Here is a 23,456-nt window from a genome sequence, read left to right as displayed (position 1 = left end):
GGCCAAGCCGCAAGGTTTGATGGCAGGGAATCAAAGGCCAGAGTGACGCTGCGCTCAGGTCTGAGGTGTGCGTGGCCTTATAATCGAGTCACTTATGGTGCGAGACGGGTTTTTCTATGCCTTAGGGCTTGGGTTTGTGGCGGCGGCGCTTTGGTATCTAAATATGCCGATTGCGTTGGTGGCGCTGCCGGTGATTCTGGCGGTCTTCTTTTTGTGGTTTTTTCGTGATCCGAACAGAACGATTCCGCAGGCGCCGGGACAGATTGTGTCTCCTGGGGACGGTGTAGTTACAGAAGCTGAGTGGATCGAGACCATTAGCGGGAGCCGATTGCGGCTTAGCATCTTTTTAAATGTTTTTGATGTACATGTGAACCGGTCGCCGGTGGGCGGAGTCGTGAAGGTGTGCGAGTTTCGCAAGGGCGAATTCATGAATGCGATGAAGCCGGAGTCGGTGTTGAACAATGAGCAGACTCTGATTACGATCGACGCCGGTGGCTATGAAGTCAGCTTCAAACAGATAGCAGGTCTGCTGGCTCGGCGTATTGTCTGCAACCTGAAAGTAGGTGACCGCGTGGAGCGTGGACAGAGGATCGGCCTCATCAAATTTGGGTCGCGGGTGGATGTGCTGATGCCGGCGGCGGCGAATCTGAAGGTGAAGACAGGGGCTCGCGTGAAGGGTGGGTCGACCGTGCTGGCCGTGCTTCCCGAGCAGTCGCTAATTGACGCAACCGCAGTGGTGGCCTAATGGAGGATTCGCAGATCGGGACCGACGAGAAGGTGAGGCGTCAACCTAGTCGGGGGATGTACGTGCTGCCGTCGCTATTTACAGCGGGAAACATGGCCGCTGGATACTACGCAATTACGCAGAGTATTCAGGGGTCGGTGACGGATCAGAGCCACTTCGATCGAGCTGCGCTGGCGCTTGGGATTGCCGTCTTGTTCGATGGTCTCGATGGCATCATCGCACGGCTGACCCACACGACGAGCGACTTTGGAAAAGAGCTCGACTCGCTGGCGGACGTGATTACCTTTGGTGTGGCGCCGAGTCTGCTGGCGTATATCTGGGGTTTCCGGATGCTACCGTTGATGGCACATCCGGAGGCGCGACAGCAAATTGTGCATATCGGGGTATTTGTCTGCTTCATCTTTTTGATATGCGGCGCCAGTCGGCTGGCGAGATTTAATATCAGCATCAATCCGCAGCCTCGCAACCCGGGGCGGCCGGGCAAGAAGTATTTTGTCGGCATGCCGATTCCGGCAGGCGCGGGCGTGATCAGCTCGGTGATTCATTTTCAGCATGGATCGCCGATCGACAGTCCATGGATAGCGCTGGTGTGGCTTTGTCTCCTGCTATTCACCAGCTTCTTGATGGTGAGCAACTGGCGGTTCTGGAGTGCGAAGGAGATCACGCTTGGTAAGCGTCATCCGTTTCAACTGGTGGCAGTGATAGCGTTTGTAGGAGCGCTGATTGTGCTCTATTCGGAGTACATGTTGATCATCCTGGCAATGGCGTATCTGGTGTCTGGCGTGGTGGCTCGGCTTGCGTACTCTTGGGGTAGAGAGCGGCGGCACTCCGCTGTGTAGTCAGTGGTGCGCAATGAACAGATAAGATAATAATCTGGCGCTCAGACCTTATGTCTCGACGACTTTCAGGAAAATATGGCAGAAAGAATGTATCGAATCGGGATCGTAGGGGCGTCTTCGCTCGCGGGGAAAGAGCTGAGCGAGGAATTGGGCGAGTCGTCGCTGGGGGCATCGGACTTCGTACTGCTCGACGAAGAAGAAGCCGCAGGACAAGTGACTGCCGCTGGCGATGAGGTTGCTTTCATACAACGGTTGGAGGCATCTTCCTTCGATCGAATGGACTTTGTTTTTTTGCGGGCAGTGCAGCGGTGACGAAGAAGTATTGGCAGGCCGCACGCCGCGCGGGGCGAGCATTGTCGACCTGACGTATGCGTTGGAAGGCGAGAAGGATGTTCTGGTGCGGGCGCCGTGGGTGGCTGAGGTGCTTGCAGATAAGAGCGAGCGCGGTGGCGTGGAGCCAGATTTGAAGACGCCTGCTCTTGTAGCTGCGCATCCGGTCGCTGTGATGCTTGCCCTGGTCGCTGGAAGACTTCAGGCGAAGATGGCTCTGAAGAGCGTTGCTGCGACGGTTATGGAACCGGCGTCGGAGTATGGCCGCGCCGCGATGGACGAGTTGCATCAGCAGACCGTTACTCTACTTTCGTTTCAAACGCTGCCACGGGAACAGTACGATGCGCAGGTGGCATTTAATTTGTTGCCTTCGCTGGGTGATGCCGCGAAGGTGAAGTTGAGCACCACGCAACGGCGCATCGGCCAACACTATGCTGGGCTTGCTGACTTGCTGCTACCTGAGCTGGCACTGCTGGTCATTCAGGCTCCGGTGTTTCATGGATATGTCGTTTCGATGCTGGTGGATCTCGATGCTGAAGCGACGCAGGAGGAAGTAGAGTCAGCCCTTGTCGGGGAACATATAGACGTCGTAAATGAGGGCTCCGACCCGCCGAGCAACCTGAGTGCGGCAGGGCAGGAAGACATCATGGTACGAGTGAACGGAGACTTCGGTCAGAGTGCGCGAGGAAGACGCTTCTGGCTTTGGCTCGCTGCGGACAACCTGAAGCTTGCTGCGCTGAACGCGATTGCATGCGGCGCGGAACTTCGCAGGTTGCGTCCCCGCGGCAAGGTGCAGTAGGTTCGGTGTGGCCACTTTTTTGAATGGCAAGTGAAAGGACTGGAAGGCTCAATGACGGAGATGGAGATGCGCATCGGGATTGATCTTGGTGGGACAAAAATCGAGGCACTCGCTATCGATGATCGCGGTACAGAGTTGGCTCGGCATCGTGTCGATACTCCGCGGGACGATTATGAAGCGACGGTCAAGGCAATTGTTGCGCTGGTTCACCGCCTAGAGACGGAGACTGGAAAGACAGGCACTGTGGGTGCCGGTATTCCAGGTACCATCTCGAGAATTACCGGGCTAGTTAAAAACGCCAATTCAACGTGGTTGAATGGCAAACCATTTCATAGAGATCTGATCGCGACGCTTGGTCGCGAAGTACGGGTCGCCAACGATGCAAATTGCCTTGCGGTATCAGAGGCAACAGACGGCGCGGCCGCCGGTGTGCGTTTTGTGTATGGCGTCATTCTAGGTACCGGATGTGGAGGCGGAGTCGCCTTGGAGGGGCGTGTCCACGACGGGCCGAATGGAGTTGCGGGCGAATGGGGTCACAATCCGCTGCCGTGGCCGAAGCCGGAGGAATCCCCTGGACCCGCCTGCTACTGCGGGAAGAGAGGGTGCATGGAGATGTGGGTCTCGGGCACGGGAATTGCGCGGGATTACAAAAATGTGACCGGCAGAGCGCGGACTACGCGCGAGATAATTGCTGACTTCGCCGCGGGAGATCGGGTGGCCGCGGAGACCGTGGAGCGGTTCGAAGATCGCTTAGCGCGCGGTTTGGCTAACGTGATCAACATACTGGATCCAGATGTCATTGTGGTTGGTGGGGGGTATCAAGAGTGGAGCATATCTACGAGGCACTGCCTAAGTTGCTGCCGAAATATGTCTTTGGAGGGGAGGCATCCACGCCCGTAGTGAAAGCAAAATATGGAGACTCCAGTGGTGTCCGCGGCGCGGCGTGGCTTTGGCCTAATAAGCGAATTTGATAGGATGCGAGTCAGCAAATGCTATGCGATACTTAAAACAAAGCCGCTGATTCGATCATCGATCTCAGTGCGCCGGTATTTGCGATTTGACTACTGGCGAAGTGGAATAGCCTCTGCTTGCAAGTAAAAGCCGGGATGGCGGAACTGGCAGACGCAGCGGACTCAAAATCCGCCGAGGGCAACCTCGTGGGGGTTCGACCCCCTCCCGGCACCATAATGAAAGAAGTGTAAGTCGAGTTAAATTATGGGTTTAGAGCGGACGAATCGTGGCAGCGAATTCGCCGCGATCCACTCGAAAATCGCTGTACCGCTCGCCCTTCGGTACAATTTCGGTACACTGCCAGTCTCAGGAAACTGTACCGGAGACATATGGCAACCCTCGTAAAGACACCATCTTCCACCTGGAAAGCAGTCATTCGTAAGGCGGGATGGCCCACAACGGCAAAGACGTTCCGCACAAAGCGGGATGCTGAAGATTGGTCACGGCGTCCCGAAGATGAAATGGGTTCGGGGTGCCTATATTCAGGGGCTACCGCAGACCGCATGACTGTTGAGGTCGCACTCAGCGCTATTTCGCCGAGATCGTTCCGACCAAGCGACCAACATCTCAGATTGCAGATATAAAAGCGCGCGACAATCCTGACTAAGCATCAAGGCAAATACTCGTAGCTGCCCTAACGCCTGAGATTGTGGCGAAGTTTCGTGATGCGCGTTTGGCAGGTGATGACCGCAAGAACCTGAAGGTAAACCACAGCCGCGAGCAAACAATACATTTCGACTGGATCTTGCGCTTCTGGGCCATCTTTTCACCGTGGCAAGCAAGGAATGGGGCGTAGGTCTCCCTCGAATCCGGTAATGAACATACGAAGACCAGCTCCAGGTTCGGGACGCAACCGTCGAATAACGGCAGAAAAGGAACACAGCATTCTGGCACTGTTGATCGGCATTCCAACCCGATGCTCGGTTGGATCGTACCGGACACAGCAGAGATCAGATCAGAAGATGTACACATGGATAGTGAACGTCAAGCGCAGGATGATTTCGGCAGAACTGAAACAAACAAAAACGGCTATCAGGACCGAAAACATCCCTTGGCAGGAAAAACGCTCACGGTTATCAGAGGCTGTTGCGCGATCTGTTATGGAGCAAAGGGTCGTGAAATCTGAAGTAATGCGTGACCGTCTGAGCCAGAAGGCTTTGACTTATCAGGAGTGGGTCATTCGCGAGGCTCAAGCTGGCGACCTAGCCGCCGCATCTCAGATCCGAGGTTGGCGCTACACGGATCAACGGAATGTGAATACAGCCGACTTGCAGGAAGTTGATTGCTGGCGGTGATCGATGATCACAGGATAACAGTGGGATAAGTTCTGGATACGTTAGATATCATGCGCTGTTCAGCGTCTCTGGACCGTTATTGCGAACATTCCCAACTAGCCTATTCGCCGGCGTCATCGTCATCCCATCTGACTCATATCCCCATCGTCCCGGTTATGCTCAACGGCCACGGCCCGTACGAGTTCATGCTCGATAGCCGGTTATTCGTCCATGTGAAAGGACGATTAATAAACAGAAGCCGGCCTTACCGGGAGTAATCACATCCCTATCGATACGTCATGCGCTCAAGGTCCGGAGGATAGCGGTCGCCCTCGACGGTAATCTTCGCGGTCGCGCTATCCAGTTCCTGAAGATCGTTCGCTGTCAGTTCGACGAGAGTCGACCCGATGTTCTCCTCCAGTCGGTGCAGTTTTGTAGTGCCTGGAATGGGGACGATCCAAGGTTTCTGGGCAAGCAGCCAGGCGAGAGCGATCTGAGCGGGGGCGCGTGTTTCTGCGCCGCGAATGTTTGAATAATATCCACCAAACCACGATTCGCCTTTATAGACTGCGGAGAGAACCGTGGGAACGTGCCACGGTTGTCGCCCGCATCGAACTTCGTGTTCTCCGTAATTGTTCCGGCGAGATAGCCTTTTCCCAGAGGGCTGTAAGGAACGAGACCGATGCCCAGTTCCTCCAGCGTCGGGATAATCTCTTCCTCGGGACGTTTCCACCATAGCGAATACTCGCTCTGCAGCGCGGTAACCGGCTGAACTGCATGTGCTCGTCGGATGGTCTGCGCGCCGGCTTCAGAGAGCCCAAAATGTTTGACCTTACCCTGCTGGATCAGATCACGTACCGCTCCGGCAACCTCTTCAATCGGCACATCTGGGTCAACGCGGTGCTGATAGAGTAAGTCGATCGCGTCGACTCGGAGTCTCTTGAGTGAACCTTCTACGGTAAGCCGGACGTATTCAGGGCGGCTACACAACCCCTGCGACTTGGAGTCTGCCTCCGGCCCAAAGTCGAAGCCAAACTTGGTTGCGAGGACCACCTGGTCCCGCAACGGGGCAAGCGCTTCGCCAACAAGTTCTTCGTTCACGAACGGACCGTACACCTGAGCCGTGTCGAAAAAGGTGATGCCAAGTTCGACAGATGTTCGAAGGAGCGCAATCATCTCCTCTTTAGTTGCCGCGACTTCTCCGTGACCAGCGCTCATGCGCATGCACCCCAGCCCGATAGCTGAGACCTCGAGCCCACTACTTCCTAGCACTCTTGTTTGCATTGTGTTCTTCTCCCCGGGGCTACCGGTACCGCCCGTCCTTCAGCTCTTGATGGGTTCGATCTTCACTGTTGCGGAACGGCTAGCGATTGCACGCGAACGGAACCCGTAAATCGTTTGGGGGAGCCGGTAATAACGTTTTGCGCAGCGGTCGGCGTGATCGTGATCTGCGGAGCGCTCGTCTGGGCAGCAGTAACGTCATTCATCACTGCAGAAGCCAGCAAGAGTGCTGAAACGGTAATCGCGTTTCGCATGTTCAAACCTTTCCTCCTATTTATTCAAAGGTAGTGAGGTTAGCTGTGTCGCCGCTTTCCCGATCCTGCCAATTCTTTGCACGATCCTGTCTGCTTCTTGGATTTCGTGCACATGTTTGGTTGCCTGGAGTTACGCTATTTTTGGAGGCAAAGGATGCTGAAGCCAAAAAGAGACGCGGGATCGCCAGATTTGGCCGTGGTCGAAATGAGACGCTCCCTTGCGCAAAGAATTAGAGAGCTTGCACAGAAGCCTGGAGAACATCTGACGCCGATTCCGGGACTGTCGCTCTATCACCGGACGAGTCCAACCCATTGCTTCCGGGCTTCATATGAGCCGGGTCTAAGCATCTTTGCCCAGGGACGGAAGCGCATCCTGCTCGGCGGAACGGAGTACCTATGCGACAGCTCCTCGTTCCTGCTCTCGTCCATTGACGTATCCGAACAACTAAACGACCATCGCGTGCAGGCGCTTGCATTGAAAACGATTTGATTTTCAGCCCTTAACTAATGTCGCGCGCGCCCGCGCGCGTACTGCTCCGCTAATAATTAATACCGTTTATTTTCAGTGACTTAGGAGCCAAAAAAGGGAAACTTATCCCGCGCGGGATATGGATTGAATTTCGTTTGATTGACTGGAGGCAAATTCAGATGCAGTCAGTTATCCGCGTTCTCTCACGCTGGTCACCTCGGTTGCCCAAAATAAGGCATTTTCAACCGCACTAGAGACTTACCGCTCCGGACTTCGCGCCCACCGGAGAAGATCCAGAGCTAGTCAAAGAGGCTATCGACGGGGCTGCGGAAGGACTCGTTTAACCGCAAGATATGCGGACTCGGCTAAGAAAATGGTGTAGAAACCAAGGACAATAATTGCAGATACTGATCGCTTAATAATGGCGTGCTCCAGCCCCGATCCTGCTCATTGGGGAATCGTTCTTAGTACTGAAAATCCTGCCAGTGATCGTGAGCTTCCTGTTCGTCGCAGTGATAGCCCCAATAGTCCTTTATACCAGTCTTCTGTGAAGAACCTCCTGAGACATTCCGTACTTTTCACGCAGCCTTACGATCTTGGCACCGAATGTCTGCTGAATGGTCACAACTCAGGATCACTTCTGGAGTGGTTTTGCGCCATAGCCCATAGGCCAAGTTTTAAAACGTCAGGAATGCAGCGGCCAACAGAGGAAGTCTGTCGGCCCACGTCTATATATCCCCGTCTGCAACCAACTGATGGCAGACTCTGAAACATTTGCCGCTAGTCAGAGAATTGGAGGCTTACGTAGACTCGGAGTGCATGGCGAAATTGCTTCAAAGGTTCTCCGTAAAGCAAGGCCTATCTAACCCAAGGGGATGCACGGGCGGACCTACCAACGCCACATGGAACGGCAGGAAGCGGAATCTGGATCGTTTCCGCCCTGGCTCTTGAGGCGCCTTAATTTACTCTGACCGCCTTTCGGCGGCCAACTCTTCGGTGATGCGCAGTCTTGATCTTTGCCAGCATCGTCAAGGATGTGAACGTGGTCTCCTACATGACCGTCTTTCTCGAATCCGAACTTTAGAGTTTATCGCCGGAACCAATACTTGAACAGGGTTCTCAGGGATGAGAGCACTGGACGCGCAAAGATGCAGACTCCCACCAGCAGGATAAACAATACGTTGAGGTTCACTCCATCGAGCCAAGATAGATCAAATGCTGGCGGGGGTAGGTCTGGATGTTCCATTACGAAGCAATCGCCTGCTGATACTTCCTTGCCTCTTCCTGGTCGCAGAACCATTCGAACGAGCTCTGACGGAACATCTCCTCTTTGGGTTTGACAGAGTCACGCAGAGAGCAATTTCGGTATCCCATGAATCGCTTCCATCTCTCGATAATAGTCATGCTTCACAACCTCATAAGTCCATTTTTACCGATTGGTTTGTTCAGTCAAGCTGACCATCGCGAGGGACTGCTGACTGCATCATAAATTGCATCCAGATGGCTGTTATACAAACGGAATTCACTTCATAGTCACGGGATAATTTGCTCTTTTTCGACTCCTACGGCAATGAAAATAAGAGGGATTAATCATTTGTGGAGCAGTACGCGCGGGGGATCCATAACAACACGTGAATGGGAGTTTGAACCTAGTCGGCCATATCACAGAGGTTGCAGGAGCAGAGTCTGATTCCTCGCGAAATCTTACCGGTGGGCTTTTGCGCCAGGAGTGCGACGGCCCCAGAACTGATAGCGCGAGCGAGATGTAGTTCCCAACTGTGTAGCCACCAAATCGGAATTCGTCGGGGCGTGAGTGGGGAAGGTGCCAGCTAAGGGCATAGAAGGCAACAAACAGGACGGTCGCTGTGTGGGTTTGCCAGACGTGGGTGCGGGATGCCCGTTGGCATTCGTCCGCCTCGCGTTGGGATGGATCAGATTGACGAATGTTTTCAATCATCATCAAGAGCAAAGCGATGGCGAATACGCCGATGTAAACCCAACGACCCCAATCAATCGTCATGTAAAAGAGCACGCCGGTTGCACATATGGTTAGGGCGGTCATCGAGAGCAATATCTTCAGCAAGGGTCTGCCTGCTTTCCATCTCCAAAGCGTGGCGAATGCCATGATCAATGGCACAAAAGCCACAAACGTGTAGACCAGATATCGACGGGTGTAATGCAACAGCGGATGCTCATAACGAGCCTCGGCACGCTCTTCCTGGAGGGTCAGACCGATCTGCGCTATTTCGCCCTTGCATGGTGCAGGGAGGATTAGCTGTTCGACGTTGTAGCCCAAAGATCCGCAAACCCGCTTTGCGGTGTTTGAGTCGCCATGATGCGTTAGCGTCAACGCCAGCATGCAGAACATGCAGATGAGAGGACATATCAAGACGTTGAGCAAGCGCCGGTTGAGCCCGAATCCAATGGCGAGCGCGGCTAGGACCAATCCGCCGTAGAGTATGGGCGCGTCATGGCTGAGAATGCAGATGGCGACGAAGACTGTCGTGTATGCGCTGATCCACGCGTCACATATTGAACTGCGGAGGAGGGCGAGAATGAGTAGGCCAAGACCACCGAGGAAGATGGTTTCCTTTCGGAAGCCGCTTTGATACTCCAACAACTGAAAGGCCAATGTCGCCGGTGAGACGAGTACCAGTATTGTCCAGAGCTTAGGGCGCAGGCCGCTCAACAAGCGATAGAAAGAGTAAAACATCGCTGCGTAGCACGCGAGCTGCATGATGAGAACGAAGACGTCCGGCGACACGTGCATCATTCGCCCTAGACGAAAAGCTGCTTCGCCAGGTAGCCCTCGACGCACGAAGCCGCCTTGATAGTTGACCAGCCAGTCGCCCATGGACCAGATGTTTCTCTCGCGCATCTGCCTGATTCCGACGAGGATGGTTGCCATGGCCATCACAGTGATGTAGAGAGAAACCCACGGGCGAAATCGTTCAGATGGGCGGAGCCTATTCACGTAATCCTCACAGGTCGCGAGCCAAGCTGAAGCAACGATTGATGCTCGAGAAACTCTAGTCTAATTCAAGTAATCCTCACAGCTCGCGAGCCAAGCTGAAGCAACGATTGATAGTCGAGAAACTGTAGTCTAGCGGAATGCAAGGCGCGAGAAATGATCGGAGATGGTGCTGCGATGGCTCAAGAGTGATCTTGGCTCTGTGAGTGTGTTGGCCTGTGGCGCCAACTGCACTGAAGTTGCCGATAACCCGGCGTTCGAGGAATCGTGCTGGCGATGATCACCCACTGTCCGGGCCACCATTTCCGCTTGGAAAGGCAAGTCTTAAGTTGTCTTGGGCGGTTCGTGGGCAAGTCGCATTCAGCAGAGCAGGGCAGAGCCGCAGAATAGGGTGGCACTCGCTACAGTTTCCGCTACAGTAGTCTATTCCACATGCCTGAATTGGCCTTTAAGCTGTTGAGTTTTTGGAGCACCGAATGGGATTTGAACCCATGAATACTGGTTTTGCAGACCAGCGCGTTAGCCACTTCGCCATCGGTGCCCGTGTTCGCCGCGAAACAGAAGTGTAGCGGCAACCTCGGTCTCACTCTACTCGGGTTGTGCCACCGTACGCAGATACGGCTTCACCGTTTTGTAACCGGGGAAGATCTTATCTGCATCTTCATTGGAGACCGCTCCGGTGATGATGACATCATCGCCTTGCTTCCAGTTGGCTGGTGTCGCCACCTTATGCTTGGTCGTTAGCTGCATCGAGTCAAGCACGCGAATGATCTCATCGAAGTTGCGCCCTGTCGTCATCGGATAAGCAAGCGTCAGTTTGATCCTCTTATCTGGTCCAATCACAAAGACAGTTCGCACCGGCGCGTTGTTCGCCGGCGTCCGTCCTTCTGAACTCTCGCCCGCATCGGCCGCAAGCATGTCATAGAGCTTCGCAATCTTCAACTCGGGATCGCCAATCATTGGATAGGTCACCTTCGCGCCTCCGACCTCTTCAATATCCACCGCCCACTTCTGGTGGTTGACGACCGGGTCCACGCTGAGCCCAATCACCTTGGCGCCGCGCTTTGCGAAGTCGCTCTCCAGGTTCGCTACCGCACCGAGTTCGGTTGTACACACCGGAGTAAAATCCTTCGGGTGCGAGAAGAGAACAGCCCAGTTGTCGCCAATCCAGTCATGGAAATGAATCGTGCCCTGGGTAGTTTCGGCAGTGAAATCGGGAGCAATATCATTGATGCGGAGTGACATGGTCGATTCGCCTTCTTTGGGGTTCACCCAATCTTCCTTTACACAAAATAATTGCGCGTCCAACTTTGACTCGAGTTGCCGGGCTCAACGTAGAAAACCCACCCGGCTCGTTCGCTCTGGGTGGGTATCTGTGCTGCTCGAAGATGTCTGCTTCGATTAGCTCATCCACACACAGGGCTACAGCAACAGCAGCAGAGTGTGGACATCGTGTTGGGCATCATCTTCATAGCTGAATGTTGTGTACCGCAGCCAGCTAAGCTAGCATGAGGCCGGTTTGCCCCATCGCGGTCTTTTCAAACCATACTTCCGAGGAGCCTCTATGTCAAATGACGATCCCATCGCCGCCCCTGCAGCCTTCGCCGCAGACCAGCCCGCGTCCTCTCGCATCTACGACTTCGCTCAGGTGGACGTCTTCGCAGAACGCCCTCTTGAAGGCAACGCACTCGCCATCTTTACGGACGCTCGCGGCCTTTCCACCCACGAGATGCAAGCCCTTGCACGCGAGACGAACCTGAGTGAAACCACCTTCATCTTTCCCCGCGACCCGCAGATCGAGCGCGAACGTGGTATTCAGGTACGCATCTTCCTCACCACCGAAGAGGTTCCCTTCGCTGGCCACCCAACCCTCGGCACCGCCAGCTGGCTCTACTTCAATCATCCAATCTTCCGTGGCGCGGAGCAGATCACTCTTGATCTCGGCATCGGTCCAATCCCGGTTCGCTTCCAGACTCCCCCGCCTCAAGCGATCGGAGTCTTCGGCACCATGCGGCAGAACGATCCCATCTTCGGCGAAGTGATCAGCAGCCCCGACGATCGCACAGCTCTGGCCAACGCGCTCAGCCTCTCCGTCGACGACCTGGACCCGCATCTACCCGCGCAGGTCGTCTCCACCGGCATGGCGTTCTGCATAGTGCCCTTGCGATCGCTCGAGGTCGCGAGCCGGCTCCGTATTACTGCGCAAAACTCCCGTCCATTTCTTGACCGAGTCGGCGCCAAATTTTTTCACTGCATTACTCCTGCTAATGAGAACTCAACAGCGCAATGGCACGCACGCATGCAGTTCGACTCGGGTGAAGATCCTGCGACCGGCTCTGCCTCTGGTTGCACGATCGCCTACCTCGTCCGTCATGGCCTCATTGCGACTGGACAGCAGATCATCATTGAACAGGGAATCGAGATGTTTCGTCCTAGTCGCATTCATGTCAGTGCGTCAGAGGAAAACGGAATCGTCACAAAAGTGTTCGTCGGCGGCCGCACCATTCCTGTTGCAATGGGACGCTTTTTCCTGCCGTGATGCACTCGATTTCAACAGGGGCCCGTCGTGAATCGTCAATGAATACGGCGCCTTCCGCGCGTCGGTGGATGTGCAAGCTCTAATATTGTCAGTCTTCGCTCAAACTTCGCCGCTTGCCAAGTGACCGGCTCGTTCGTACTGTTGGAAAGCGTTGACGACGACCTTGCATGGAATATGTAGCGTTGTTGGAGATGAGTGCTTTCGCCTGTTATCTGACAATTTGAGTTGAGAGAAGCTCGACTGCCTCGCAGTCGCGACTCCCAGCGCAGTCTCGCTGTCTGCACACGCAGTGAGGCCGATGCGGCATCCCCGTCGTCGGCACTCACAGTATCCGCAACAGAAGGATCTCTTGCGTTCCTGGAGTCGCGTGGCAACCTGCGGCGGCCGACAGCCTCTCTCGCACCCCGCGGTTCGGCAGCTTAGCTCGCTGGACAGTTGGCCCTGATCCCGAGTGGAGAAGACAGGAGAGCCTTGCTCATTCCGTCTTCTCCGCTCCGGGAGCAGCGGACCCACTACGCGCCGAAGAGCCGCATCCGGCTGGACCACGGGGAAGTTTTAAACATCACCAGACTAGCGGACCTGCAAACCAGCAGACACGCCAGACTGGCCCATCAGCCGCGAGCCACCAGAAGGTGGTGTCCGGCAGAAGCGAGACTGCATGCGACCCAAGAAGACGATTCTCTGTGTAGATGACAACGAACAAGTACTCTCCGTCCGCACCTTCCTGCTCGAAACCCGTGGCTATCGGGTCGTCGCTGCCCACAGCGCACAGCAGGCGCTGACCATCCTCGATCAATATCTCCCCGGCACGCTGGATCTCATCCTCTGCGATCTCATCATGCCGCAGATGGACGGCAACGAGTTGGTCCGCCGCGCCAAACAACTCCATCCCGGTTTGCCCGCGATGATCGTCTCCGGCACCGTCAATGCCTTCGATCGTGCAGTCCATGCCGACGTCTTCCTCCCCAAAGGAGCTTCGTCCCCAGCGGAGATGATCGAACGTATTCGCGTCCTCGTAGCCCGGAAACGTGGCCCGAAGAAGGCCCTCATTGCGTCGCCATCTCAGACACCGCAGCTTGGTTCTTTTACCCACGCCACAGCAAGCTGAAACCGCCCGCAACGGGGAGCGTTATCTGGATTCGCATTCAGGTCAAGGAAAGTCAAGCTTCGACTAGCCCATACTTTCTCTGCCACTGCATCTTCAGCCGCCCCCACACCGCTTGCTTCTCTTCACTTGAAACGGCTGGATCGGGCTCTGATGCAAAGCGGGCTGCTTCTGTCTTCGCCAACTCCAACAGCGCACGATCGCGTATCAGATTCGCGACACGAAACTCCGGCATTCCGGCCTGGCGTGTTCCAAAGAACTCTCCTGGCCCGCGCTGCTGAAGATCGAGCTCTGCCAGCTCAAACCCATTCTGAGTGCGAACCATTGCATCCAGCCGAGCCTCAGCCTGCTCACTCACCGTTCCGCCTGTCATCAACACGCAAAAACTCTTCGCCGCGCCGCGTCCAACACGTCCGCGCAGCTGATGCATCTGCGCCAACCCAAACCGCTCGGCATGCTCGATCACCATCACAGAAGCATTGGGCACATCGACGCCCACTTCAATAACGGTGGTAGCGATCAATACATCGAGGTCGCCTCGCTGAAACCGCCGCATGGTTACGTCCTTGTCGTCCGCGCTCAAGCGTCCATGCAGTAGTCCAAGGCGAAGTCCACCCAGTGGACCCGTCCGCAACTCCTCATACATATCTGTAGCAGCTCGGAGCGCCCTCTTCGGTTCAAACAGCTTCTCCATCTTCAGAGAGGTCTTTGCTCCCTTGGCTTTCGAACTTCCATCCTTCAAAACTCTCGTCTTCTTTCCCGACGTTTTTTGCTGTCATTCCGCAGCGTAGCGGTGGAATCGGTTTTTGCTTTCAAGCTTGCCTCACCCGCGGCCGGTTCAACATCCTGCGGAAAATCCAGCTCCGGCTGATCGTCCTTCGCACCTTCAATCACCGGATACACGATGTAAGCCTGCCGGCCCGCCTCGACTTGCTTGCGTACAAAAGCCCACACATCCTCTGCCCGTTCCTCGGTCGTTCGCCTGGTCACAATCGGAGTTCGTCCGGGCGGCAACTCATCGATCACGCTCGCCTCGAGATCGCCGTACAACGTCAGAGCAAGCGTTCGCGGAATCGGCGTAGCCGTCATCACCAGCACATCCGGATCGAGCGCTCCCGGCTTCTTCATCAATCGAAATCGCTGCTGCACGCCGAACCTGTGCTGCTCATCAACGATCACGAGGCCAAGGTTTTCAAAGTCGACTTTATCCTCAATCAGCGCGTGAGTCCCAATCGCAAGATCGGTCTCGCCGCGAAAAATTCTCCCGCGCGCCTCCCGTTTCGTCGCCTCATCGAGCGATCCGGTCAAAAGCGTCACCCGATACGGCCTTCCGGTTCGCTGCGACAGTACATCGCCCAGCAATTTTCGCGCAGAAAGATAATGTTGGGTCGCCAGGATCTCCGTCGGAACCATCAGAGCCGTCTGGTAACCATTCTCAATCGCCACCAGCGCAGCCTGCATCGCGACGATCGTCTTGCCCGATCCCACGTCACCCTGCAACAATCGCCGCATTGGTTGTGGCCTGCGCATATCACTCGCAATCTCGCCCAGCACGCGCTTCTGCGCCGCAGTCGGATGGAAGGGAAGCACCTGCTTGATCGCCTCTCGAACCTTTACATTTGTCACGAACGCAGTGCCCTGCCGCTCCCGCATTCGGCGTCTCTTCAACTCCAGCCCCAGCTCAAGATAAAAAACTCCTCGAAGATCAACCGCCGATGTCCAGGCGTCGTCGCCGACATCAATTCCACCATCGGCGTTCCAGCCTCAGGAAAATGCACAGCCTTCAGGGCCTTCAACCGCTCCGGAAACGAATGCCTGTTGAGCATCGACGCGGGAAGAGTTTCGGTCTGTTGCTGCGGTGTAGTATTTTGCTTTTCACTCGGCGGCTTTTGCTTGCTATTCCGCAGCGCAGCGGCTTTTAGCTTCTCCCCGCCCTCCAACTCTTCAAAGAGAGCCCAAATCACACGCCGGAGCCACTTCGATCCAAGCTTTGCGCCCCACGCCGTAGTACCCCCAGCGATTCATACACTGGCACAATCCGCCCGACTTCAAGCATGGAAAACTCACTATCCGCCGCACCACCTGAAGGCAGCACTTCAAACTGCGGCTGAATCATCTTGAACCTTCCCGCGCTGCTGCGTGACGGTTCAAGCTTTCCATACAGCGCAACCATCTGCCCTACGTGAAATTTGTCTCTCAAATATGTCCCGCGAAACCACATGCACTTCACCGTGCTGAGTCCCTGTCCCACCGTCATCTCAAACAGCGGCATGCTCCGCGTCTGGAGCAGCACCGTCCCCCTCACCTCACCGATCACCGACGCCATCGTCCCCGCCTTCAGTTCACTCATTGGAACCGGGTTCAGCCGGTCTTCGTAGCGAAATGGCAGGTGGTACAGCAGATCCTCGACGGTCTCGACGCCGCGTTTGGCCAACTCGACCGCAATCCGCTCCCCAACGAGCTTCACAAACTTGATAGGTGTAGAAAGTTCCAGCACAGACCGATGCTACCAAGAACCGGCCGTGGCCAATTGCCGCCGCACTTCCACTACAGCCTTTCAGTATTGACTGCAGATATGTTGCAATAAAAGAATGCCTGCCTTGGAAGTGAACTCAGCAACGACCGCCGAGCGCAAAAACATCCTGCGGCACACGCCCCTCATGGCGCTTGCGGTAGCCGCCTTCGGAATCGGCACCTCCGAGTTCATCATCATGGGCCTGCTGCCCAACCTTGCCGACGACTTCCACGTCAGCATCCCCAAAGCCGGCGTCCTCGTCACCGGGTACGCGCTCTCGGTCACCATCGGTGCTCCCATCGTGGCCATCGCGACCGCCCGTCTCGAGCGCAAACTCGCTCTCCTTCTCCTCATGGGCGTCTTTACTCTCGGTAACCTGGCCTGCGCCATAGCTCCGACCTATAACCTCCTCTTCGCCGCCCGCGTCCTCACCGCCCTCTGTCACGGAGCCTTCTTCGGCATCGGCAGCGTCGTCGCTGCAAATCTCGTTCCCCGCAACCAGCGCGCCCAGGCTATCGCGCTCATGTTCTCCGGCCTGACGCTCGCCAATGTCCTCGGAGTCCCAGCTGGAACCGCACTAGGCCAGGCCTACGGCTGGAGATTCGCCTTCTGGGCCATCGTCCCGATCGGCCTCCTGGCCGCCACCGCCGTCTTCTTCCTTGTTCCCAAACAAGCCCCAGGCTCAGGCGGTCTGCTCCACGAGTTCCGCGTCCTCCGCAAGCCACAGGTCCTGCTCGTCCTCGCCATGAGCGTCCTCACCTCAGCATCGCTCTTCTGCGTCTTCACCTACATCGCCCCAACCCTCGAAGCCGTCACGCTCGTCTCTCCGCACACCGTCACTCTCACGCTCCTGCTCTTCGGAGTCGGCATCACCGCAGGCAACTTCCTAGGCGGCACCCTCAGCGATTGGCGCCCCATGGCCTTCCTCATCGGGGCACTCTTCACCCTGCTGGCCTCCCTCTGCGCTCTCTACTACGCCGAACCCCACGTCATCCCCGCCATCACTATGATCCTCCTCTGGGGAGCCATCCAGTTCGCTGCCGGAGCCCTGCTCCAATCCCGCATCGTCGACCAGGCCGCCGCCGCACCCAACCTCGCCTCTACCCTCAACCAGGGCGCCTTCAACTTCGGCAACGCCACCGGAGCCTCTCTCGGCGGCATGATGCTCACCGCCGGCTACACCTACCGCCAACTCCCCTCGCCAGCATCATCGTCACCCTCGTCACCCTGATCCTCGCCATCTTCTCCGCTCGTCTCGATCGCAAACATCGCGACGCGCGCATCGCCGAGGAGCTATCCGTACTTTGACGCCACACAAACCACCCACAAACCCCCTGATAAACTGGCCTTGACACAACAACACGAGAACCCATGCCCATCGTAGAACTGCAACATGTCCGCAAGGCCTACGACACCAAGATCGCCGTAGCAGACCTCAGCTTCATCATCGAGCCTGGCAGCATGTTCGGCCTCCTCGGCCCCAACGGCTCCGGCAAAACCTCCTCCATCCGCATGATGATCGGCATCACGGTCCCCGACTCCGGCACCGTCAGCCTCTTCGGTCAGCCCTTCAACCGCGACCTCCTCAAGCGCGTCGGCTATCTCCCCGAAGAGCGCGGCCTCTACAAGAAGATGAAAGTCATGGATCAGCTCATCTTCCTCGGCCAGCTCCGCGGACTCGACGCCACCACCGCATCCAGGCGCGCACACGACTGGTGCGACCGCCTCGGAATCACCCCATCCATCGACAAGAAGACCGAAGAGCTCTCCAAGGGCATGCAGCAGAAGATCCAGTTCATCTCCACGCTCCTCCACGAGCCCGAGCTCATCATCATGGACGAGCCCTTCAGCGGCCTCGATCCCGTCAACGCCGTCCTCCTCATGGACACTCTCGTCGACCTCCGCAAACAAGGCCGCACCATCCTCTTCTCCACCCATCGCATGGACCAGGTTGAAAAGATCTGCGACAACATCTGCCTCATCCATAACAGCCACCTCGTCCTCTCCGGCTCCATGCGCGAGATCAAATCCCGCTACCCCGTCAACCGCGTCCTCATCAACTTCACCGGCAACGACTCCTTCCTCAACCACCCCACCATCCACTCTGCGAAGAACTACGGAGGCCACGCCGAAATCCGCCTCAACGAAGGAGCCGACGCTCAGGCCCTCCTCGCCGACGCCATACGCACCGGTGCCCGTATCACCCGCTTCGAAGTCATGGAGCCGACACTCGAAGAGATCTTCATCGAGAAAGTTACCGAAGAATCTACCGGCGTCCCGGGTGGAGAAAAAGTTCATGCATAACATCTGGCTCATCGCCAAACGCGAGTACCTCGAACGCATCCGCACCAAGGCTTTCCTCATCGCCACCATTCTCATTCCGCTTTTTATGGGAGCCTTCGTCTTCGGCAGCGGCTATCTCGCCTCTCGCACAAAATCTTCGGCCCACCTCGCCATACTCTCGACCGACACCTCCTTCTCCGCCGACCTCAAGCACGAACTCCAGACCGGAAAAAACAGCGGCATGACCGTTGAAGTTCTTGCACCGACCTCTCCATCCAACAACGACGAGATCCGCGACAACCTCGACCGAAATCTGCACAGCAAGTCAGGAGACCTCACCGGCTATCTCGTCGTCACGCCTGCCGCACAGGCGAACGCACGTCCCACCTTCGCCTACGTTCCACGCTCAGCCGGCGACATCAGCACCGAAGACACCCTCTCCACCGCCATCCAGAACGTGCTCACCCGCGAAGGCCTCACGCATCAGGGCATGGGGCCGTCTGACATCGCGGCCCTCATGGCTCCCGTCGCCATCGACACCAGCAAGACCGGCGACAGCCGCGCCGCCTTTGGCGCTGCCTATCTCCTCTTCTTCCTCATGTACATGGTCATCATGCTCTACGGCATGAACACCGCGCGCTCCATCATCGAAGAAAAGACCAGCCGAGTCTTCGAGGTGATGCTCTCCACCATCAAGCCCGACGAGATGCTCGCCGGCAAGATCCTCGGCGTCGGCGCAGTCGGCATTACGCAAGTAGGTGTCTGGATGCTGGCCGCCGCCGCCCTCGGTTCAACCTCGCTCGCAACCGGCCTGATCGGCAGCGGCCACGCGTTCATCAGCGCCACGCAGATCGTCTTCTTCGTCGCCTACTTCATCTTCGGCTTTCTGGTCTACTCCAGCATCGCCGCCGCTCTCGGCGCCATGACGAACTCCGAGCAGGAACTCCAGCAGCTCAACATGTTCCTCGTCATTCCGCTCGCCTTCTGTTTCCTCATGATCTTCGTCATCGTGCGCGCACCGAACTCCACCCTCGCGCAGATCGTCTCGCTCATCCCCTTCTGCAGCCCCTTGCTGATGAACTTCCGCATCTCCCTCACCACGGTTCCGCCCTGGCAGATTGGCCTCTCCTTCGTGCTCATGAGCCTGACCATCTTCGCCATCCTCTGGGTTGCGAGCCGGATCTATCGCGTCGGCATTCTCATGTACGGCAAAAAACCCAACCTCCCCGAGATCCTCCGCTGGCTCAAGTACAGTTAGCTTCGCCGAGAAAAGGTACACACGTCACGAAGTGACCGCCCCACGCGAAGTGGACCCGTCCGGCAGGACAGGAGCATCTCACCAAGGCCCCTGCTTCCCGCCAACCCACCACACCATTCCCACGGTCAGCGTAGGCTGATCCGACGACAGCACTCCAGGCTTATTCGTCAAAAAGAACGGAACGTTGCTCCAGTCTCTGCGATACTCCAAACGCGTCAAAAAGCCCTCGCCAAACTTGTACTCATAGGTCCCGGTGAACTCCTTCAAAGCCTGCGTGGTTCCGGTGAAGAGCCCTCCGCGATCCGATAGATACTCGAAGCGCCCGCCCAGCGCCATCTTCGGCGTCAGCTGATAGCGCGCGTAGGCCGCACCTCCGTCGACGTGCGAAGGCGCAGAAGACTCGGCAGGAGCCGCATTGGCCCACTCCCGCGAGATCACATAATCCCCCTCCAGCGATAACGTCAGCTTCGGCGTCGCGTTCCACGTCACGTAGCTGTCGAAGATATGCTGCTTGCCATCTGGCGCAGGACGGATAGCCTGCAGACACAGCCCAGGCTGCACCGGAGCAGTGCAGTTCGTTGCCGGCGCAGCATCCGGATGGTCCTGCCCCAGGTAGTAGTTGAAGTTCCAAAGAAGGCTCTTCGCAGGCTGCGCCGTAAATCCAAATAGCTCGTCCTTGAACGAGTTCGTAGGCTCCGACTGATTGGTTCCATTCACCAGCCAGTAGTTCACCGCCAGCTTGTCGTTCACCTTGTAGCTGGTCCGAACGCCCGCATGGTAAAACGGCAGATAGTCGAAGAAGAACGACCGCGAGTAGTTCACCTGATCCTTTGTATAGTTGCCTTCGATCCCGAGCGAACTCGCCCACTTGCCCATGTCCACCGTCAGTCCCTTGCCCAAGGGAACGACATACGTCCCATACACCTGAAAGATATTCCGGTAGATATCCGGTCGAGGCTCATTCTGCGGATTGCCTTGCAGTGTCTCTGTCGCCTGCCCAAACTGCAGATCCAGCCGAACTCCATACCGCCTACCCGCCGCGACATCAGGGTCCAGCGCAAACACGACATCGGCCTGATTGATGCTGAACGCGTTGCTCAGCACATCGTAGGCCCGCAGATACTGCACGCGCCCAATGGGATGATTGAAGTCGTAGTCGTAGTAACCGTCAAAGGTGTAGTTAATCGTAGCGCCGCCGGACAGTTGTGTCGGCAGAATCGAAGCCACAGGAGAACTCGGCGTTGACGTGACCTGCTGACTCACAGCCGCCGATGCCGGAACAGACGCGACGCTACTGCTCGACACAGCTTCCACGCTGCTTCGGATCTCCGGTCCCGGTGCTGTCAGCACAGCCGGCTTCAGACTCGCCATCTCCGTGGTCGAGACAGGGCGTTCCTTGTGCAGCTCGGCCTCCAGCGCGCTTACCCTCAGTGCCAGATCGCGCACCGTCTGCCTCAGCTCTTGAACGTCGGCATTCGTAGGCGCAGTCGCCATTGTCTGCGCGGCGCCTTCAAACCCGGAGAACACAACAAGGAAAAGAGAGAAAAGGAGGAGTCGATTGAAGCAACGCATAGGGCACGCCTCTCGCGAACGCAGTACGCAAATCACGTTTGCAGTAGATTCATCGTAAAGGGCAGAACTTCTTCTCGAGTCTTTTTCTGAAGATCTGTCCTGCCGGACGGGCCTCCTGCGCGGAGGGCGGTCACTTCGTGACTCGTATACCTTTCTTGCAGCCGACGATCTGCGGTGGCCCTCCCGTTGGTCGGGATCCTCTTCCTTCCGACCAGCGGGAGGACCTATGCTGCTCGCGTGCCCAGACCGGTACACCCGTCACGAAGTGACCGCTCCACGCGCAGTGGGCCCGTCCGGCAGGACAGATGGCCTGTCAACGCGCCTGATAGGTAAACTGAATTAAGTGGCCTCCACCTACACCCTGAAGCAACGGCTCGTACTCGCTATCGTCCCGCGCCTCGCGAGCGCGACCATCCGCATCCTCGGCATGACCCTCCGCTTCGAAGAGGTTCGTGATCCAGGTGCTCACCTGGCCTTCGACTCGCCTCCGCCAGCCGTCTACGCCTTCTGGCACCGCTGCCTTCTCACCAGCGCCTGGCACTTTCGCAACCACGACATCGCCATCCTCATCAGCCCCAGCTTCGATGGCGAACTGATCGCCCGCACCGTAGAACGCCTTGGCTACATGGCTATTCGAGGCTCCAGCTCGCGGTCAGGATCTTTCGGTCTGCGCAACATGCATCGCGCCTATCTGGACGGTCACTACTGTGCCATCACCGCCGACGGCCCCCGCGGCCCTGCCATGGTCGCCAAACCCGGCGTCACCCAGCTCGCCCAGCTCGTCGACAGCCCCGTCGGAACCTTCTACGTCCTACCCGAGCGAGCCTGGCAGCTTCGCTCCTGGGACCGCTTCCTCATCCCCAAGCCCTTCTCAAGAGTCTTCATAGGCTGGCCACTCTTGACAGCCGCTAACGAGGAAGCAGTTCAGGCCGCCCTCAATCGCGCCGTCGAGCTGGCCGAATCCCGAATCAGCAGACTACGAAAAAAAGTTGAAAAACGTGGCGTATTTTTCAGCGCCAAAATCAACCACGCAAAACGCCACATCATCACCACGTTTCACCACACAACTCACCACGATTTCACCACTAAAATTGACATAGATTGCTCGTATCCGACTTCAATTTCGACCTCCCCGAAGAGCTGATAGCCCAGTCCCCACCGGCGATTCGCGGCTCCAGCCGCATGCTGCTCTTCGATCGCGCCACCGGCCGGTACCACGACAATTTTTTCGCAACCTCCCACAAATTCTCAAACCCGGCGATCTTCTTATCCTCAATGACAGCCGTGTTTTACCCGCCCGCCTCTACGCCACCCGCGCCCGCAGCCAACAAACGCAGCACAACTCGCCCGATCCCACAGGCCGCATTGAAGTTCTTCTAACCCAGCAACTTGCCGCCAACGACTGGACCGCATTGGTACGCCCGAGCCGCAAGATTCAACCTGGCGAACGCCTCCTCTTCCACGCCCCCAGCGAAGAAAAACCTCTGCTGGAAGCAGAAATCATCGCAGCCTCCCAGTTCGGCGAACGCACCCTCCGCTTCTCTCCCACTAATGATTTCCACGCGATCCTAAACAAAATAGGCCACATGCCGCTCCCTCCGTACATCCACCGCGAGGACAGCGAAGCCGACCGCGATCGCTACCAGACCGTTTTCTCACAACAACCCGGCAGCGCCGCTGCTCCGACCGCGGGTCTCCACTTCACCCCCGAAATCCTGACTCAACTCAAGCAAAACGGAATCCAGATTGAGACCATCACCCTCCACGTGGGACTCGGCACCTTCCAGCCAGTAAGAGCGGAAAAGCTTGAAGACATTCGCCTCCATGCCGAACATTACACGCTGCCTCCCGCAACTGCTCAAGCTATCAACAACGCGCTGAAGGAGGGTCGCAGAATCCTCGCAGCCGGCACCACGACCACCCGTACGCTCGAACACTGTGCCGAGGTATCTGCGGGCAATTCTCTTGAGCCTCACTCTGGCCAGACCTCCATCTTCATTAGCCCGGGTTATAGGTTTAGGATCGTGACCGGTCTCCTAACAAACTTCCATCTTCCACAATCCACGTTGCTTATGCTAGTCAGCGCATTTGCAGGAAGTGAAAACGGAAAAGAATTAATGCTGTCCGCCTATGCTCACGCCATTCGGGAAAAATACCAATTCTTCAGCTATGGTGACTGCGTGCTTCTCCTCTAAAAATAGAGTTCCGCAG

18 protein-coding genes, 2 tRNA genes and 3 pseudogenes are annotated in these 23,456 nt (G+C 56.8%); 15 read left to right on the top strand and 8 right to left on the bottom strand.

Going from position 1 to position 23,456, the window contains the following annotated elements:
* Positions 1-94: 94 nt before the first annotated feature.
* The 7 genes and pseudogenes from RBB80_RS31600 (at position 95) to RBB80_RS31570 (ending at position 5,019) form a co-directional block, all read left to right on the top strand.
* The gene (locus RBB80_RS31600; RefSeq protein WP_433966060.1) at positions 95-745 is read left to right on the top strand and encodes a phosphatidylserine decarboxylase; all 651 of its coding nucleotides are present in this window, start codon (positions 95-97) and stop codon (positions 743-745) included.
* Positions 745-1,584, top strand: coding sequence for a CDP-diacylglycerol--serine O-phosphatidyltransferase (gene pssA / locus RBB80_RS31595; protein WP_433966059.1), 840 nt, complete (start codon positions 745-747; stop codon positions 1,582-1,584). The genes RBB80_RS31600 and pssA overlap by 1 nt, the downstream gene beginning before the upstream one ends.
* Before the next feature lie 75 nt (positions 1,585-1,659).
* Positions 1,660-1,896, top strand: coding sequence for a hypothetical protein (locus RBB80_RS31590; RefSeq protein ID WP_433966058.1), 237 nt, complete (start codon positions 1,660-1,662; stop codon positions 1,894-1,896).
* A 10-nt stretch (positions 1,897-1,906) separates the two neighbouring features.
* Positions 1,907-2,713, top strand: coding sequence for an Asd/ArgC dimerization domain-containing protein (locus RBB80_RS31585; protein ID WP_433966057.1), 807 nt, complete (start codon positions 1,907-1,909; stop codon positions 2,711-2,713).
* A gap of 51 nt (positions 2,714-2,764) precedes the next feature.
* A pseudogene (mak, locus tag RBB80_RS31580) lies at positions 2,765-3,684 on the top strand (fructokinase).
* Positions 3,685-3,813: 129 nt separating this feature from the next.
* A tRNA-Leu gene (locus RBB80_RS31575) sits at positions 3,814-3,898 on the top strand.
* A gap of 803 nt (positions 3,899-4,701) precedes the next feature.
* Positions 4,702-5,019, top strand: coding sequence for a hypothetical protein (locus RBB80_RS31570; protein WP_433966056.1), 318 nt, complete (start codon positions 4,702-4,704; stop codon positions 5,017-5,019).
* A gap of 265 nt (positions 5,020-5,284) precedes the next feature.
* Here RBB80_RS31570 and RBB80_RS31565 read toward each other — a convergent pair whose 3' ends face one another.
* The 3 genes from RBB80_RS31565 to RBB80_RS31555 form a co-directional block, all read right to left on the bottom strand.
* A complete protein-coding gene (locus tag RBB80_RS31565; RefSeq protein ID WP_433969989.1) occupies positions 5,285-5,446 on the bottom strand; it encodes a hypothetical protein in 162 nt (53 codons plus the stop codon).
* Positions 5,383-6,282, bottom strand: coding sequence for an aldo/keto reductase (locus RBB80_RS31560; RefSeq protein ID WP_433966055.1), 900 nt, complete (start codon positions 6,280-6,282; stop codon positions 5,383-5,385). The genes RBB80_RS31565 and RBB80_RS31560 overlap by 64 nt, the downstream gene beginning before the upstream one ends.
* Positions 6,283-6,344: 62 nt before the next feature.
* Positions 6,345-6,533: a hypothetical protein gene (locus RBB80_RS31555; protein ID WP_433966054.1), complete on the bottom strand. Its 189-nt coding sequence runs from the start codon at positions 6,531-6,533 to the stop codon at positions 6,345-6,347.
* A gap of 154 nt (positions 6,534-6,687) precedes the next feature.
* Here RBB80_RS31555 and RBB80_RS31550 point away from each other — a divergent pair, with 154 nt between their 5' ends.
* Positions 6,688-7,023: an AraC family transcriptional regulator gene (locus tag RBB80_RS31550; protein ID WP_433966053.1), complete on the top strand. Its 336-nt coding sequence runs from the start codon at positions 6,688-6,690 to the stop codon at positions 7,021-7,023.
* A gap of 1,501 nt (positions 7,024-8,524) precedes the next feature.
* Here RBB80_RS31550 and RBB80_RS31545 read toward each other — a convergent pair.
* The 3 genes from RBB80_RS31545 to RBB80_RS31535 all read right to left on the bottom strand — a co-directional run bounded on the left by RBB80_RS31545 (position 8,525) and on the right by RBB80_RS31535 (position 11,218).
* Positions 8,525-9,976, bottom strand: a complete 1,452-nt coding sequence (locus RBB80_RS31545) for a hypothetical protein (protein ID WP_433966052.1) — start codon at positions 9,974-9,976, stop codon at positions 8,525-8,527.
* 462 nt (positions 9,977-10,438) lie between these two features.
* A tRNA-Cys gene (locus tag RBB80_RS31540) sits at positions 10,439-10,514 on the bottom strand.
* A 47-nt stretch (positions 10,515-10,561) separates the two neighbouring features.
* A complete protein-coding gene (locus tag RBB80_RS31535) occupies positions 10,562-11,218 on the bottom strand; it encodes a peroxiredoxin (protein WP_433969987.1) in 657 nt (218 codons plus the stop codon).
* 319 nt (positions 11,219-11,537) lie between these two features.
* Here RBB80_RS31535 and RBB80_RS31530 point away from each other — a divergent pair, with 319 nt between their 5' ends.
* Both RBB80_RS31530 and RBB80_RS31525 read left to right on the top strand, forming a co-directional pair.
* The gene (locus RBB80_RS31530; RefSeq protein WP_433966051.1) at positions 11,538-12,512 is read left to right on the top strand and encodes a PhzF family phenazine biosynthesis protein; all 975 of its coding nucleotides are present in this window, start codon (positions 11,538-11,540) and stop codon (positions 12,510-12,512) included.
* A gap of 658 nt (positions 12,513-13,170) precedes the next feature.
* Positions 13,171-13,620: a response regulator gene (locus RBB80_RS31525; RefSeq protein WP_433966050.1), complete on the top strand. Its 450-nt coding sequence runs from the start codon at positions 13,171-13,173 to the stop codon at positions 13,618-13,620.
* A gap of 52 nt (positions 13,621-13,672) precedes the next feature.
* Here the strand turns inward: RBB80_RS31525 and recG are convergent.
* Positions 13,673-16,114, bottom strand: a pseudogene (gene recG / locus RBB80_RS31520) (ATP-dependent DNA helicase RecG).
* 109 nt (positions 16,115-16,223) lie between these two features.
* On the opposite strand from recG, the gene RBB80_RS31515 reads away from it, so the two are divergent.
* The 3 genes from RBB80_RS31515 (at position 16,224) to RBB80_RS31505 (ending at position 19,673) form a co-directional block, all read left to right on the top strand.
* Positions 16,224-17,363 (top strand): MFS transporter, encoded by a 1,140-nt coding sequence (locus RBB80_RS31515; RefSeq protein ID WP_433966049.1) that lies wholly within the window; start codon positions 16,224-16,226, stop codon positions 17,361-17,363.
* 140 nt (positions 17,364-17,503) lie between these two features.
* Positions 17,504-18,436: an ABC transporter ATP-binding protein gene (locus tag RBB80_RS31510; RefSeq protein WP_433966048.1), complete on the top strand. Its 933-nt coding sequence runs from the start codon at positions 17,504-17,506 to the stop codon at positions 18,434-18,436.
* Entirely contained in the window at positions 18,429-19,673 is a 1,245-nt protein-coding gene (locus tag RBB80_RS31505) for an ABC transporter permease (RefSeq protein ID WP_433966047.1), read from the top strand. Before RBB80_RS31510 ends, RBB80_RS31505 begins: the two co-directional genes overlap by 8 nt.
* A 78-nt stretch (positions 19,674-19,751) precedes the next feature.
* Here RBB80_RS31505 and RBB80_RS31500 read toward each other — a convergent pair whose 3' ends face one another.
* Positions 19,752-21,245: a porin gene (locus RBB80_RS31500; RefSeq protein ID WP_433966046.1), complete on the bottom strand. Its 1,494-nt coding sequence runs from the start codon at positions 21,243-21,245 to the stop codon at positions 19,752-19,754.
* A 343-nt stretch (positions 21,246-21,588) separates the two neighbouring features.
* Between RBB80_RS31500 and RBB80_RS31495 the strand changes: the two genes are divergently transcribed.
* Both RBB80_RS31495 and queA read left to right on the top strand, forming a co-directional pair.
* Entirely contained in the window at positions 21,589-22,389 is an 801-nt protein-coding gene (locus tag RBB80_RS31495; protein ID WP_433966045.1) for a lysophospholipid acyltransferase family protein, read from the top strand.
* Positions 22,347-23,440, top strand: a pseudogene (gene queA, locus RBB80_RS31490) (tRNA preQ1(34) S-adenosylmethionine ribosyltransferase-isomerase QueA). The gene RBB80_RS31495 and the pseudogene queA overlap by 43 nt, the downstream one beginning before the upstream one ends.
* Positions 23,441-23,456: the final 16 nt, after the last annotated feature.

Origin of the sequence: Tunturiibacter gelidiferens, from assembly GCF_051013345.1 — a bacterium.
GTDB lineage: Bacteria > Acidobacteriota > Terriglobia > Terriglobales > Acidobacteriaceae > Edaphobacter > Edaphobacter gelidiferens_A.
Note: the sequence above shows the minus strand (reverse complement) of the source record. Positions and strands in the feature narration are given on the sequence as shown.

Excerpts from the sequence above, each read along its gene's own strand:
- RBB80_RS31600 (WP_433966060.1), top strand. The coding sequence starts at position 95 with ATGGTGCGAGACGGGTTTTTCTATGCCTTAGGGCTTGGGTTTGTGGCG.
- pssA (WP_433966059.1), top strand. The coding sequence starts at position 745 with ATGGAGGATTCGCAGATCGGGACCGACGAGAAGGTGAGGCGTCAACCT.
- RBB80_RS31590 (WP_433966058.1), top strand. The coding sequence starts at position 1,660 with ATGGCAGAAAGAATGTATCGAATCGGGATCGTAGGGGCGTCTTCGCTC.
- RBB80_RS31560 (WP_433966055.1), bottom strand. The coding sequence starts at position 6,282 with ATGCAAACAAGAGTGCTAGGAAGTAGTGGGCTCGAGGTCTCAGCTATC.
- RBB80_RS31555 (WP_433966054.1), bottom strand. The coding sequence starts at position 6,533 with ATGCGAAACGCGATTACCGTTTCAGCACTCTTGCTGGCTTCTGCAGTG.
- RBB80_RS31550 (WP_433966053.1), top strand. The coding sequence starts at position 6,688 with ATGCTGAAGCCAAAAAGAGACGCGGGATCGCCAGATTTGGCCGTGGTC.
- RBB80_RS31535 (WP_433969987.1), bottom strand. The coding sequence starts at position 11,218 with ATGTCACTCCGCATCAATGATATTGCTCCCGATTTCACTGCCGAAACT.
- RBB80_RS31530 (WP_433966051.1), top strand. The coding sequence starts at position 11,538 with ATGTCAAATGACGATCCCATCGCCGCCCCTGCAGCCTTCGCCGCAGAC.
- RBB80_RS31525 (WP_433966050.1), top strand. The coding sequence starts at position 13,171 with ATGCGACCCAAGAAGACGATTCTCTGTGTAGATGACAACGAACAAGTA.
- RBB80_RS31510 (WP_433966048.1), top strand. The coding sequence starts at position 17,504 with ATGCCCATCGTAGAACTGCAACATGTCCGCAAGGCCTACGACACCAAG.
- RBB80_RS31505 (WP_433966047.1), top strand. The coding sequence starts at position 18,429 with ATGCATAACATCTGGCTCATCGCCAAACGCGAGTACCTCGAACGCATC.
- RBB80_RS31500 (WP_433966046.1), bottom strand. The coding sequence starts at position 21,245 with ATGCGTTGCTTCAATCGACTCCTCCTTTTCTCTCTTTTCCTTGTTGTG.